The 14210-nt window shown below is 69.9% G+C and carries 11 protein-coding genes; 2 read left to right on the forward strand and 9 right to left on the reverse strand.

The features are described 5' to 3' along the window. Window positions 1–121: 121 nt before the first annotated feature. From O1R50_RS25165 to O1R50_RS25200, 8 genes are all read right to left on the reverse strand, one after another. Window positions 122–1141: a hemolysin family protein gene (locus O1R50_RS25165; RefSeq protein WP_270113011.1), complete on the reverse strand. Its 1020-nt coding sequence runs from the start codon at window positions 1139–1141 to the stop codon at window positions 122–124. Further along, complete coding sequence (locus tag O1R50_RS25170; protein WP_270113012.1) at window positions 1138–2508, reverse strand: hemolysin family protein; 1371 nt, start codon at window positions 2506–2508, stop codon at window positions 1138–1140. Before O1R50_RS25170 ends, O1R50_RS25165 begins: the two co-directional genes overlap by 4 nt. 179 nt (window positions 2509–2687) lie before the next feature. Beyond that, window positions 2688–3146, reverse strand: coding sequence for a heat shock protein transcriptional repressor HspR (locus tag O1R50_RS25175; RefSeq protein WP_408612814.1), 459 nt, complete (start codon window positions 3144–3146; stop codon window positions 2688–2690). 110 nt (window positions 3147–3256) lie between these two features. Next, a complete protein-coding gene (locus O1R50_RS25180) occupies window positions 3257–3721 on the reverse strand; it encodes a hypothetical protein (RefSeq protein ID WP_270113014.1) in 465 nt (154 codons plus the stop codon). A 135-nt stretch (window positions 3722–3856) separates the two neighbouring features. Continuing rightward, window positions 3857–4993 (reverse strand): molecular chaperone DnaJ, encoded by a 1137-nt coding sequence (dnaJ, locus tag O1R50_RS25185; protein ID WP_270113015.1) that lies wholly within the window; start codon window positions 4991–4993, stop codon window positions 3857–3859. A 40-nt stretch (window positions 4994–5033) separates the two neighbouring features. Beyond that, entirely contained in the window at window positions 5034–5816 is a 783-nt protein-coding gene (locus O1R50_RS25190) for a nucleotide exchange factor GrpE (RefSeq protein WP_270113016.1), read from the reverse strand. Further along, window positions 5813–7654 (reverse strand): molecular chaperone DnaK, encoded by a 1842-nt coding sequence (gene dnaK, locus O1R50_RS25195; protein WP_270113017.1) that lies wholly within the window; start codon window positions 7652–7654, stop codon window positions 5813–5815. The genes O1R50_RS25190 and dnaK overlap by 4 nt, the downstream gene beginning before the upstream one ends. A 216-nt stretch (window positions 7655–7870) precedes the next feature. Then, entirely contained in the window at window positions 7871–8302 is a 432-nt protein-coding gene (locus O1R50_RS25200; RefSeq protein ID WP_270113018.1) for a hypothetical protein, read from the reverse strand. A gap of 537 nt (window positions 8303–8839) precedes the next feature. Here O1R50_RS25200 and O1R50_RS25205 point away from each other — a divergent pair. After that, window positions 8840–9331, forward strand: a complete 492-nt coding sequence (locus O1R50_RS25205; protein WP_270113019.1) for a DUF1349 domain-containing protein — start codon at window positions 8840–8842, stop codon at window positions 9329–9331. A 247-nt stretch (window positions 9332–9578) separates the two neighbouring features. Here the strand turns inward: O1R50_RS25205 and O1R50_RS25210 are convergent, their stop codons facing one another. Then, entirely contained in the window at window positions 9579–12191 is a 2613-nt protein-coding gene (locus O1R50_RS25210) for a glycoside hydrolase family 48 protein (protein ID WP_270113020.1), read from the reverse strand. Between the two features lie 630 nt (window positions 12192–12821). Here O1R50_RS25210 and O1R50_RS25215 point away from each other — a divergent pair. Next, window positions 12822–14165, forward strand: a complete 1344-nt coding sequence (locus tag O1R50_RS25215) for an ABC transporter substrate-binding protein (RefSeq protein WP_270113021.1) — start codon at window positions 12822–12824, stop codon at window positions 14163–14165. The last annotated feature ends 45 nt before the right edge of the window (window positions 14166–14210 follow it).

The raw sequence follows: 14210 nt of genomic DNA on the forward strand, positions 1-14210 counted from the left end.
CCATAGTCGCGCCTGAAAGCGGTATAAATTGGGACAAACACGCCCTAGGGACATGTCGGTCTTGGGCGTGTTCAAAAGCCCTGCATCCGGCCGCCCCTTTGCGGCCGCCGCAGTGCGAATCTCAGCGAATCCTGTCGGTCTCGTCGTAGAAGTCACCCATGATCTCCTCGAGGAGGTCTTCCATGGCGACCAGGCCGGTGACCTCGCGGTCCGGGCCGGTGACGAGGGCGAGCTGGGCCCGCTGGCGGCGCATGAGCGCGACCGCGGCGGCGACCGTGGTCTCGGCGCCGACGAGCAGCGGCGCGGCGGCCATGTCGGCGACCGCGGCACCCGGTTCGGCCTGCACGGCCTCGCGCACGTGGACGAGGCCGATGGGGCGCTCGTCCGCGTCGACCACGACCAGGCGTGAGCGGCCCGTGTCGCGGCTGCGCTCCTCCGCCTGCACCGCGGTCGATCCGGCCGCGATCGTCACGACCTCCGGCCACGGGATCGACAGCTCGCCCACCGGGCGGCGCTGCACTTCGATGGCGTGCGTGAGCATCTGGTGCTCCGGCTCGCCGAGCATCCCGGCCTCCGCCGAGGACCGCAGCAGGTACCGCAGCTCCTCGGGAGAGTGCGCCTGGGCCTTCTCGTCGGCCGGTTCGACCTTGAGCGCCCTGAGGATCGCGTTCGCGCCGTGGTTGAGGCCCAGCAGGATGGGCTTCGTCGCCCACACGTACCCGGTGAACGGCCAGATCAGCGCCATCGCCGAGGCCTCGGGGTGGGTGATCGCCCACGACTTGGGCATCATCTCGCCCACGACCATGTGCAGGAACACGACGATGAGCAGCGCGATCGTGAACGCGATCGGGTGCGCCGCCCCCTCGAGGCCCATGGCCTCCAGCGGGACCTCGATCGCGTGCGCCAGGGCCGGTTCGGCGAGCGCGCCGAGGCCGACGGTGCACGCGGTGATGCCCAGCTGGGCGCCCGCGAGCATGAGCGAGAGGTTCCTGGTGCCGCGCAGGGCGGCCCGGGCGGCGCGGGAGCCGTCCTGTTCGAGGCGGTGCTGCCGGGAGGCCACGAGGGCGAACTCGGCGGCCACGAAGAACGCGTTGGCGGCCAGGAGGAGTGCGGAGATCAGCAGTGCGGGGGCGGTGCTCACGCGTCCACCTCCACCGGTTGGGGCCGCAGCTCGATCGCTTGCGGCACATGGCGGGAGCAGGAGACGACGACCATGCGGACGCGGCGGGGCGCGTTGTCGGAGTGCTCTGGGGCGTCGCCGACTTGGGGCACCGTGTCGACGTCGACCGTATCGCCGGGGTGGGCGATGCGGCCGAGCTGGGACATGACGAGACCCGCGATGGTCTCGTAGTGCTCGCCTTCGGGGAGTTCGATCCCGGTGGCGTCGGCGACCTCGTCGATGCGCCAGCGCCCGGGGATGAGCCAGGCGCCGCCCGCGAGGGAGACCGGGACGGCTTCGAAGCGGTCCTGCTCGTCGCGGATCTCGCCGACGAGTTCTTCGGCGAGGTCTTCGAGGGTGACGATCCCGGCGAAGCCGCCGAACTCGTCGACGATGCACGCGAGCTGCCGGTGCTGGCTTCGCATCCGCTCGAGCAGTGTCGGCAGCGGCAGCGAGGCGGGCACGAGCAGGGCCGGGTCGGCGATCTCGCCGACCCGGACCGTCGCACGGTCCTCGCGGGGGACGCCGATGATCTGGTTGAGGCCGACGACGCCGCGCAGGTCGTCCACGTCGTCGCCGACGACCGGGAAGCGCGAGTGGCCCCCGGCGAGCGCCTCGACGGCGTCGGCCACTGTGGCCTGGGCCGAGAGGGTCTGGACGTTGACGCGCGGGGTCATGGCCTGGTCGGCGACGGTGGCGGAGAAGTCGAGGCCGCGGTCGAGGAGTTCGGAGAGGCCCCGGTCGAGGGCGCCTTCGTCGCGGGAGACGTCGATGATGCGGTGCAGGTCTTCGGGGGTGGCGTTGTGCTCGAGCTCCTCGACCGGCTGGATGCCCATGCGCTTCAGCAGCTTCGTGGAGGCGGCGTCGAAGAAGCGGATGATCGGCCCGCACACGGTGAGGTAGGCGTGGGTGGGCGCGGCCAGTGCGAGCGCGAGGGCTTCGGTGCGGGCGATCGCGAGGTTCTTGGGGCCGAGCTCGCCGAGGATCATCTGGACGACGTTCGCGAACAGGAACGCGAAGGTGACGCCGATGGTGACCGAGACGCCCGCGGGGACTCCGGCGACGCCGAGGAGGTCGGCGAGGCCCTGGCCGAGGTAGGGCTCGGCGAAGAAGCCGACGAACAGTGCGGTGACGGTGATGCCCAGCTGCGCGCCCGAAAGCGCGAAGGACAGGGAGGTGCAGATCTTGAGTGCCCGGCGGGCGCGGGCGGCCCGGCGGGGGTCGCCGTCGTTCGCGATGTCCTCGAGGCGGGACCGGTCGACGGCGGTGTAAGCGAATTCGAGCGCCACGAAGAAGCCCGTGGCGGCGGTGACCGCCAGGATGATGACCAGGCCGATGGCTATGAGCATCGCTCAGGCCCCCGGTGCTGCCGCGAAGCGCGGTGCGGTTCCGAAGCCCGGAGCGGGTCGCCGCCGCCGGGCCGGGGACTTCGATGTCGGGCTCGGCGGGGCTTGCCGGCCGCGATCGAGCGTCGTCGTTTTCGTCGCATGGGCCCGATCTTAATGGGACGAAGAGTGAAGGCAAGCGGTCATCTTTGTTCGCCCCGCCACAGGACGATGTCGGTGGAGCGGCCGAACGGACCGGCCATCGCCTGGAGCTCCGCCAGCTGGGCGCGGGCGCGCTGGAGTTCGCGGGCGAGCTCTTCGACGGCGGCGCCGGCCTCGGCGCGGACGGCCTGGACTTCGCGTTCGAGGTCCATGATCCGCTTGATGCCGGCGAGGTTGACGCCCTCGTCCTGGGAGAGGCGCTGGATCTCGCGCAGGCGGGTGACGTCGCGGACGGAGTAGCGGCGGCCGCCGCCCGGCGTGCGGGCGGGCTCGACGAGGCCGAGCCGGTCGTACTGGCGGAGGGTCTGCGGGTGCATCCCGGCCATCTCGGCCGCGGCCGAGATCGCGAGGATCTTGGCGTCGTAGTCGATCTCGTCGCCGCCGCCGGTGCGGCGCTGGTGGTAGGCGATCTCGATGCGCACCTGGTGGCGGGCGCTCATGTCGGCGGGACGCTCGGCGGAGCGGCCAGTGCGACGGGCGCTGCCTTCGGCGCGGTCGTCGGGACGGCCGGGCCCAGCGGCCGGGCCGGAGCCGGTGCGGTCCGAAGCGGTCACGGTTCCCTCCCTCGCTCGGTGTTCGTCCGGTGTGGTGCTCGCGTGTCTTCGTCGGCCTCCGCGGCGATCGGGTCCGGTGCACCCGTCGCCGGGCGCTGAGCCGGGGAGGCGGCGACCCGCCCCGGGTGCGGCTCGGCGGCCTGCTCGCGGTCGGCGCGTGCCGCGTCCGCGTCGCCGGCCCGGGGACCGGGGGCGGCAGGCGCCGCCGCGGCGCGATCGTCGGCCGCCGCGATCGGGTTCGGCGCGCCCGCGGCCGGGTGCTTCGGCCGAAACGCGGAGGGTCGTCCCGCGCGCGGCCTTGCGGTCGCCTCGCGGTTCGGGCGCGGCGCCGTCGCTTCGCCGGTGCGCGCGCCGGGTACGGCGGCCCGGTCTTCACCGGACGCCTCGTCCTCCCATTGGAGGCGGGCGAGGCGGAAGCGCACCTGCTGCAGCGCCGTCTGCCGGCTCGCGAGTTTCGCCATGACCATCAGTGCCTCGTCAGCTCTTCGACTCTTCGACCGTCGACCGGTCGCGGCCTCGCCCCCGGCGGGTGCCGGGCGCGGGCGCCTCAGCCTCCCACGGGAAGCGGCAGACGCGGAGACGCACCTTCTGCAACATCATTGGCCCGTCAGCTCTTCCAGCTTCGAGCGGTCGGCCGCCGGGGCGGCGGCCGCGTACTTCTCCAGGGCTTCACGGGCCTCGGCCGAGAGTGCCTGCGGCACCTCGACATCGACCGTGACCAGCAGGTCGCCCTTGCCGGGCACGCCGCGGCCCTTGACGCGCAGCACGCGCCCGGTCGGGGTGCCCTCCGGGATCCGCAGCGTCACTGGCCCGTCCAAGGTGGGCACCTTCACCTTCGCGCCCATCGCGGCCTCCGGGAAGGAGACCGGCACGCGCACCGTCACGTTGTCGCCGTCGCGGGCGAACAGCGGGTGCGTCCGCACGGCCACCTTCACCAGCAGGTCGCCCGCGGGCCCGCCGCGCTCGCCCGGGGCGCCGCGGCCCGCCAAGCGGATCGACTGGCCGTCGCCGATGCCCACCGGCACGCGCACGGTGATGATGCGGTCCTTCGTGGTCGCGCCCGTGCCGCCGCATTCGACGCACGGGTCCGTGACCACGGTGCCGGTGCCCTCGCATTCGGGGCACGGCTGGGCGAAGCTGAACGCGCCCTGGTTCTCGGTGACCAGGCCCCTGCCGCCGCAGCGGGCGCAGGTGCTCGGGGCCGTGCCGGGCTTCGCGCCCGAGCCGTGGCAGGTGTCGCACTCGCCCGGCGCGCGCATCCGGATCTCGGTCGTGGTGCCCTTCACGGCGTCGGCGAAGTCGAGCGTGATGTGGGTGCGCAGGTCGTTGCCGCGCTGGGCGCCGCTGCGGCGCCGGTGCGCGCCGCCCCCGCGGAACAGGTCGCCGAAGAGGTCGCCGAATCCGCCCGAAGCGCCCGGGCTGCCGAACAGGTCCTCGAAGTTCACGCCCCCGCCGCCCGGCATGCCGCCGCCGTGCATGCCTCCAAACCCGCCCCGGCCGGACTTCATCAGCTGGATCTGGTCGTACTCCTTGCGCGCCTTGTCATCGTGGAGCACCGAATAGGCCTCCGAGACGCCCTTGAAGCGGTTCTCGGCGGCAGGGTCGGGGTTGTGGTCGGGGTGCAGCTCGCGCGCGAGTTTGCGGTACGCCCGCTCGATGTCCTTCTTGGAGGCGTCCTGCGGCACGCCGAGTATGGCGTAGAAGTCCTTCTCAAGCCATTCCTGCGATGCCACCGGACGCCTCCTCTACTTGTCTCTAGATCGGGCTCGGACCTCAGGAGTCCTTGTCGCCCTTGTCTTTCTTCTTCTTGGTCTTGCCTTCGGGCTCGGCGTCCCCGCCGGGCTCGACATCGGTCATGCCCTCGGACTCGGCCGCCGCGATCGCCTCTTCCTCGGCGATCTCCTCGGCCTCGTCGCCTTCGGACTCCGCTTCCGGCGCCTCGGCCTCGGCTTCCGGAGCCTCCGGCTCCGGCTCCGCTTCGGCCGCAACCGGTTCGGCGTCGTCGCTGGGCTCCGCGACCGCCACCAGGGCGGGGCGCAGCAGCTTGTCGCCGAGGCGGTAGCCCGAGCGCATCACGTCGATGCAGGTCGGTCCGTCGACCCCCGGCATCTGCATGTGCGCCACGGCCTCGTGGATCTGCGGGTCGAACGCGTCGCCCTTCGTGCCGAAGGACTCCAGGCCGTGCTTGGCCAGCGCATTGACGAGCTGCTCCGCCACGGAACCGAAGGGGCCGTTGAGGTCCCCGTGGTCCCGCGCCCGGTCCATGTCGTCGAGCACCGGCAGCAGGCTCTGCAGCACAGCGGCCGTGGCCAGCTCGCTCGAGCGGGCCTTGTCCCGCTCGACGCGCTTGCGGTAGTTCTGGAACTCCGCGGTGATCCGCTGCAGGTCCCGAGTGCGCTCCTCGACCGTGGACTGGAGGACGGCCACCGCGTCGTCCGCGGCCTGGCCGTCGTCCGAGGCGGCCGCGAGGATGTCGTCCACGGTCAGCTCGTCCTCGGCGCCGCCGCCCTCGGGCTCCTGAACGTCGTCGGCGTCCTTGTTGCCTTCGTCCGTCACTTCTGGTCCTTGTCGTCGTCGACGATCTCGGCGTCGACGACGTCATCGGCGCCCGGAGCGTCCGTGTTCGGGGCGGCCGAGGGCTGCGAGCCCGAAGCGGCCTGCGCCGCCGCGTACATGGCCTGCCCGGCCTCCTGGCTGACCTTCGACAGCTCCTCGGTGGCGGTCTTGATCGCCTCGATGTCGCTGCCGCCCAAGGCGCCCTTGAGGGTGCCGGTGGCGTCGTTGATGCGGCCCTTGAGGTCCTCGGGGATCTTGTCGCCGGATTCGGCCAGCAGCTTCTCGGTCTGGTAGACCAGCGACTCGCCCATGTTGCGGGCCTCGGCCTCCTCCTTGCGCTGCCGGTCCTCCTCTGCGTGCTCCTGGGCCTCGGCCATCATCCGCTGGATGTCGTCCTGGGCCAGGCTGGAGCCGCCCGAGATGGTCATCGACTGGGCCTTGCCGGTGGCGGAGTCCTTCGCGGAGACGTTCACGATGCCGTTCGCGTCGATGTCGAAGGTGACCTCGATCTGCGGGACGCCGCGCGGCGCCGGCGGCAGGCCGGTGAGCTCGAAGGTGCCGAGCTTCTTGTTGTAGGCCGCGATCTCGCGCTCGCCCTGGAAGACCTGGATGAGCACCGAGGGCTGGTTGTCGTCGGCGGTCGTGAAGACCTCCGAGCGCTTGGTCGGGATCGTGGTGTTGCGCTCGATGAGCTTGGTGAAGATCCCGCCCTTGGTCTCGATGCCGAGGCTCAGCGGCGTGACGTCGAGGAGCAGCACGTCCTTGACCTCGCCCTTGAGGACGCCGGCCTGGAGGGTCGCGCCGATGGCGACGACCTCGTCGGGGTTGACGCCCTTGTGCGCGTCGCGGCCGATGAGGCGCTTGACCAGGTCGGAGACGGCCGGCATGCGGGTCGAGCCGCCCACGAGGATGACGTGGTCGACCTCGGCGACGTTGATCCCGGCGTCCTTCACGGCCTGCTCGAACGGCTTCTTGCAGCGGTCGAGGAGGTCGGAGGTCATCTGCTCGAACTCGGCGCGCGAGAGCGAGACGTCGAGGTGCAGCGGCCCGTCGGGGCCCGCGGTGATGTACGGGAGGTTGATCGAGGTGTTGGTGGCGCTGGAGAGCTCGATCTTGGCCTTCTCGGCGGCCTCCTTGAGGCGCTGCATGGCCATCTTGTCCTTGGACAGGTCCACGCCGTACTGGCCGTTGAAGGTCTTCACCAGGTGCTGGATGACCCGGTCGTCCCAGTCGTCGCCGCCGAGGTGGTTGTCACCGGAGGTGGCCTTGACCTGGATGACGCCGTCGGCGATCTCGAGCAGGGACACGTCGAAGGTGCCGCCGCCGAGGTCGAAGACGAGGATGGTCTGCTCTTCCTCGCCCTTGTCGAGGCCGTAGGAGAGGGCCGCCGACGTGGGCTCGTTGATGATGCGCAGGACGTTGAGGCCCGCGATCTCGCCCGCCTCCTTGGTGGCGGTGCGCTGCGCGTCGGAGAAGTACGCCGGGACGGTGACGACCGCGTCGGTCACGCTCTCGCCCAGGTAGGCCTCGGCGTCGCGCTTGAGCTTCATGAGGATGCGAGCGCTGATCTCCTGCGCGGTGTACGACTTGCCGTCGATGTCGACGGTCCAGTCGGTGCCCATGTAGCGCTTGACGGAGCGGATGGTGCGGTCCGGGTTCGTGACCGCCTGGCGCTTGGCCACTTCGCCGACGAGCACCTCGCCGTTCTTGGCGAACGCGACGATGGACGGGGTGGTCCTGGCCCCCTCAGCATTGGTGATGACCGTGGCTTCCCCGCCTTCGAGGACGCTGACCACGGAGTTCGTCGTGCCGAGGTCGATACCGACCGCACGTGCCATGTTGATCTCCTGACGTAGTCGAACAGATGTCTCCGGAATTGGAGACGAGTCTCTGTCTCAAGCGGCCGGGCGGGAACCCCGAACCAAGTTGAGCCGGATAGACTCAATGTTCGAACGACAGGTATCGACTGTCAAGTCGATCACGGAAATTGTGATGAATCGCACGAAAGTTGAGCCAGGTCGACTCAACTTTGCGGCAGTTGGGGCGCCTGGAGGCTACCGCGCTCTGGCGGGGGCTCCGCCGGCGGCTTCGCAGCACTCGGTGAGGAGGTCGTCGGCGATCTTCCACGTGTCGCACGGCCAGGCCTGCTTGCAAGAGGCGCAGTCGATGCCGAGCAACTGCTCGGGAAGGTGGTCGCGCCACATCGCGGAGGCGAGCGACCAGCCCATGATCTCGGTGATCCCCAGCGGCGCCTCGAGCGGCGGGGGCTCCTCCAGGGAGAAGAGCTTCGACGGGCCGCCCTCGCGGCGGGAGCGGCGCGCGCGGGCGGGGATCGGCACCACCATCGAGGCCGGATCAGGCGCGGAGTCGGCGTTATGGCGCGTGCGGCGGGGCGGTGCGGTGCGCTCCTGGCGCGGCAGGCCGCGGCCCGGCTCAGGCGTGTCGGCATCGTGCGACGCCTGCCTCGCTGAATGCTGCATGCTCACGCTATCTCCTCATTCGCCTTCGCTTCCGTGCACTGCGTACGCCACTATCCGGATTAACGGTTCAACCGTCCACGAGGACACGGGTATGAGCACTCGGCACTCTAGTCCGCCTGGCGCGGAAGCGAACGGACGCGAACTCGTGAGCCATTCCGGATCACATGCAACACGAAATCCACTTCTGTTCCGGTATTTGCAATTCCGCGATGCGGAGGTAGCCTGGTGCGCATCGGCCCGGAAACTGCGAGTCCGCGCCAATCCGCGGCTCGCAGGCTCGCCGCGACTGCGAGACTTTGGGCGACAGGCGTTTCGGTGTACCGCCGGAGGGCCGGAGCAGCGCTCGCCAAAAAACGTTATGAGGGCCGCACCCTGCGCTGCATAGGTTGGTTGAGCTGGGGTTTCAGGAATGTGACGGATCCGAAGACTGGATTAACTTTGGGTTACCACGTCCGATTTGCCCGAAAACGCCCCGATCGCGTGTGGCATCATGGGATTATGCAGTCTCCTTCAGAAGAAGTACAGTGGACGGTTGACGGGGGATTGATCACTCCCTACTTCGAGGTCAAGACCACCTTCAGCCGAAGCGCGGGCTCAGAGCACCTGCGCGAGCACGTCTACATCTACGGCCTCGAGCTCGGAGCCGACGGCGAGATCGCCATGCGCTTCCGCCCCGAGCACCGCCACCAGCACGCCGAGGCCTCCCTCACCATTCGCGTCGACGAATCCAACTGGATCAAGACCGGCGCCGAATACCTTGGGGGCCAACACCTCGTCTCCACCGTGACCACGCGCGAGCACACCAACTGGTCGCTGTCTCCTGTAGACACCGAATCGGACGAGATATGGCTGCGGCTCATCCGCGCCGGCGGCACCATCACCGTGGCCCACGCCGACGACGGCGTCGACTACACCACCATCGCCTCCACCTACCTCCCCGGCGGCGTCCCCGCCATGGCCGGCATCGCCAGCGCCCGGCCGGTGTCGGAGAGCTTCTGGGACGCCGCCCAGGACCTCGACATCGACGTCGACTAGCGCGAGACCACATGCAGCGCACTGGCGGTGGGGGCCAGCAGCGCTGAGCATAGAGGTCGGGCCCGGTGGGCCCGCGATCCCGTCCGGCGGACCCGACCTGTGTGCTCAGCTTGAGACCCCAACGGGCGCAAGAGCGCACCAGCACGACGACGGCGCGATCGGAGGCCATGCAACCGATCGCGCCGCTCACTGCGTCTTGGTGGTTGCGGCGCCCGGCTTGGTCACCGGGCGCCGCGTCCAACGGTGGTTACTCGAAGAGGACGGCGTAGGTCTGGAAGGCCGTCGCGACCTCGACCTGGTGCCAGTACCGGTGGTAGTCGAACTCCGGCGCGGGGCCGGTGCAACCGCCGTCGATGTACGCCTGGACCTGGTCCCAGCCCTCGAACTCCTTCATGAAGGAGCGGGTCTCGATGAACGTGACCCCGTTCTCCAGCACGTCGCCGTTCGGCATGGTGCCCGTCCAGCCCTCGGGGATGTAGACCTCGTCGCCGAAGCGGCAGTAGTCCGCCCGGCCCTCGGTCTGCGTCACGCCGATGCCGTCGTTGATCGCCCAGAGCCCGTCGAGCAGGTTCGAGGCCGCGGTCTGCGAGGCCGTGTCGCCGCTGGCGGCGGCGTGGTAGGACAGGATCTTCGCGAACGCGCCGGCCACACCCGGGTCCTTGGACATGGTCAGCACCGAGGCGGACAGGCCCGCCCCCGGCTCGCCGTTCCACTCCAGGTCGCCCGGCAGGCTGTAGTCGGTCGCGCTGATCTCCGACTCGGAGAGCGCCCAGGCGACCCACTTGTCGAGCATGTCGCAGGCGCGGGCGTCGTCGGTCTCGTAGCAGTACTGCGCCACGCGGTCCATGCCCCAGACCTGGAAGCCGAACCAGCGGTTCGACGGCGGGTCGTGCCACACGGGCTGCTCGTCGTAGTACAGGCCGTTGTGCTCGGCGGAGGTGGTCGGGCTGCCGTAGTTGCCGCCCCAGTTGTTCGTCGCACCGCCCGCGATGGCGCCGGCGCCCTGCGACCCGGCCGGGACCTGGAGCCATTCCAGGAAGTCCAGCTGGGCGTCGAGGCTCTTGGCCCAGTCGTCGTCCGCGGTGGGCGAGTCGGGGGCCAGGCCGCCCTCGGAGAGGGCGTAAGCGGCCATGAGGTTCTGGTAGCCCTGGTGGACACCGGAACCGCCGATGCGGAAGGACCAGTCGCCGTTCATGCCCGCGCCCCAGGAGTAGTACCAGGAGAGCAGGTAGTGGAACGAGGACTTGCCGGAGCCGTCGGGGCAGGTGCTGATGCCGATGCAGTCGCCCGCGATCTGCTTGAAGTACTTGTCCGCGAACGCGTACCGCAGGTAGTCGCCCATCTTGGACGCGTTGTCCAGCGAACCGGCGATCTGGCCCTGGGCGCCCTGCTCCGTGGCCCACTTCTGGGCCATCCACGCGACCTGGATCGCGCGGGCGTCGGCGTCGGGGGCGTCGGTGTAGCGCTCCTGCTGGGAGTACGCCGAGTCGCCCACGAACAGGTCGAGGAAGCCGTTCTCACCGCCGAAGTCGAAGGTCTCGCACGACGGGTGCGCCACGGTCTCCCAGGTCGACTCCTGCGAGCCGCGCTGGAAGGTGTTCATGTACGCGGGCTCGGTGGTGCCGTCGCCGCATTCGCCGAAGCCGTAGGCGTTGTCCACGTCGAGGATCCAGTGCATCCCGTAGACCTGGTTGTTGCCGTAGGTGTTCCGCAGTTCGGCGCCGAGCGGGTCGTCTCCCACGGGCGCGTTGAAGTCCAGCTGCGTCGGGTAGTCCTGGACGCTGTCGGACTCCGGCGCGTACGAGGCCGGCGAGCTCGGGTTGTAGTTGGTCGGGTTCAGGTCCGGGATCGCGTAGGTCTCGGCTGTCTCCCAGGCCTGGTTGTAACCGGACCAGTCGCCCGTGACCTGGCCGTAGGCGGCTTCGAGCCACATCTGGTAGCTCAGTGCCTCCGAGGTGGTCTCGTGGCCGTAGTCCGGCGCCTCGACGATGAGCTCCTCCACCGAGTGGTAGGGGACGCCCGTCTGGTGCAGGTACGGGGAGTCCGTGCCCGCGAGCTGGTCGTACATCGTGAGGAAACGTTCCTCGTTCTGGGTGACCTCGCCGAGGTCGGCGATCGAGACGACCACCTGGATCGGGTCGAAGCCGGGCGAGGAGACCGTGAAGGTCGCCGAGTCGCCGGGCGCGGCGTTCGCGGCCGCGCTGAAGGTGACCGGCTTGGTCGCCGTCGCGCCGGCCGCGAAGCTGAGCGAGCCGCCCGAGGCGACCGAGATCGCGGTCGAGCCGGCGGTGCGCGCGGTCGTGACCGTCGCCGCCGACTGGGTCGCGGCGGAGAAGCCGACATCGATCGAGGCGGTGGCGCCCGCGTCGACCACGACGTTGGTGCGGGAGACCTCGAGCTCGGGCTCGACCGGGGTCACGCTGCCGCAGGTCTCACCGTTGACCTTGACGCCGGTGGGGGCGGTGGCCGAACCGGAGCCGATGAAGCCGAACACCTCCCGCTTCTGGCCGGACGCGACGGTGCCGTTCCAGCCCACGTCGCTGCCCTTGAAGGTGGAGCCGCTCTGGCTCCAGTCGACGTTCCACGCATTGGCGACCGTGGTCCCGGCGGGGAACTGCCACTCGAGGTCCCAGCCGTTGAGCCCGGCGGTGCCGCCGGTCAGGGTCACGTTGGCCTGGAAGCCGCCACCCCAGGTGGAGACGATGTTGTATTCGAAACCGCCGCAGGTCGGATTGGCGAAGGCCTGGGGGGCGGCCACCGCGGCGAGGGTGCCCACGAGGGCGACCGGCAGCGTCACCGCGGCGGCGCGGCGCCATCGGCGCTTGGCGCGCCGCGGCGGGGCCAGGTTGTCGAGATCCATTTGGCTACTCCTGTGGGTGGTGTGTCCGTTTTCCGTGGGAGCGCTCATGCCGGGATGGCCCACTTCGAACCGCACGAGTGGAACGAATCGGACCGGGTTGCGGAAGCGCTCCCAAGTCATGCTGCCAAGTTTCAGGCCTGAATGTCAATACATTGACATCTCTAAATTTCTACTTGGACTGGAGGACACAACACCCAATGTCTAACATTTTGGCAGTTCACGGGCCTGTCTGATCTCGATCACAGTTATAGATCTGCGATCATCGATTTCCTAGCCAAGATCAACAGTGCAACGAACCCGTAACGACCCTCACACCCGGGCTTGCGCTGTGGAACACGCTCCCGTACGATCCTGGTATCGCTCCCAAGGGCGAACGCCTCGGCGGTTTCAGTCGCGGGGCGCCGGGCACCCACCGCGGCCCCCCCCCCCCCCCCCGCGGGGCCCCGGCCAAAAAAGACCCCCCGGGTCCCGCCCCCCGGGCCCACCCCCGCGCCGTTACCCGGGGGGGGCCGCGGGCCCCCCCCGGCGCCCCGCACCCCCCCGCCATGGGCGCCAAGGCAATACAAGTCCCTCTAACCCCTCTGGAAAAACGCAAGGCGCCGCCGAGGCGCTCGGAAGGAACCAGCAAAGATGCATTTCCTCAATCGCAAGAACGGCAGGGCCGCCCTCGCGGCCGTCGCCGCAGGAGCCCTCGCGGTCACGGCCGCCTGCAGCGGCGACGGTGGCGGCGACGACGACGCGACCGGCGAAGACGGCAAGATCAAGCTCACCGTCTCAGTCTTCGGCACCTTCGGGTACACCGAAGCCGGGCTTGAAGCCGCCTACGAAGCCGAGAACCCGAACATCGACGTGGTCATCGAAGGCGACGGCGTCAACTTCGACCAGGAGTTCCGCCCCGCGCTCGAGACCGCCCTCGAGACCGGCTCCGGCGCCGGCGACGTCGTCGGCATCGACGAGCAGGGCGTCACCCAGCTGTTCAGCAACTCCGAGCACTGGTACGACCTCGGCGGCGAGTACGAAGGCCGCGCCGCCGACTACGTCGACTGGAAGTGGGAGCTCGGCAAGTCCGAGGACGGCACCCTCGTCGGCTTCGGCACCGACGTCGGCGGCATGGGCATGTGCTACCGCACCGACCTGTTCGCCGCCGCCGGCCTCCCGACCGACCGCGAAGAGCTCGCCGCCCTCTGGGCCGACTGGGACGGCTTCAAGTCCGTCGCCCAGCAGTTCGTGGACGCGAACACCGGCGCCGCCTTCCTCGACGGTCCCACCCAGCTGCAGAACATGCTCCTCGGCCAGCTCGCCGGCCAGGGCGACGGCGAGATGTACGTCGACGGCGACGGCAACCTGACCCTCGACTCCCCCGCCGCCAAGCAGTCGATCGACACCGTCCTGGAGCTCCAGGACATGGGCGCCATCGGCAACTTCGCGTCGTGGAGCGACGAGTGGAACGCCGGCATGATCGAAGGCGGCTACGCCGTCATGCCGTGCCCCGGGTGGATGGCCGGCGGCGTCATCCAGCCCACCTCCGGCCCGGACAACGCCGGCAAGTGGGACATGGCCGCGGCTCCCGGCATCGCCGGCAACTGGGGCGGCTCCTGGCTCGGCGTCCCGGCGCAGTCGGAGCACCCGGAGGAGGCCGCCGCGCTCGCCGCGTGGCTGACCGCCCCCGAGCAGCAGATCAAGGTCTTCGAGGCCGTCGGCAACTTCCCGTCCTCGCCTGCCGCGCAGGCCGACCCGCGGGTCGCCGACAAGACCAACGAGTACTTCAACAACGCCCCGGTCGGCCAGATCATCGGAGCGTCGGTGCAGAACTTCCCGGCCCTGAACTACTCCTACTACCACCCGGCCGTCAAGGGCTCCATCGAAGGCGTCCTGAACGGCGTCGCCGACGGCACCTTCAAGTCCGAAGACGCCTGGAGCGAGATCCAGACCGCCGCTGAAGAAGCGATGGAACTGGCCTCGGCCGGCATGTAACCCCCGGCGGCCCGTCCCGGCGGCACCTGCCGCCGCCGGGACGGG

The sequence above is a fragment of the Glycomyces luteolus genome (assembly GCF_027622875.1).
Classification (GTDB): domain Bacteria; phylum Actinomycetota; class Actinomycetes; order Mycobacteriales; family Micromonosporaceae; genus Glycomyces; species Glycomyces luteolus.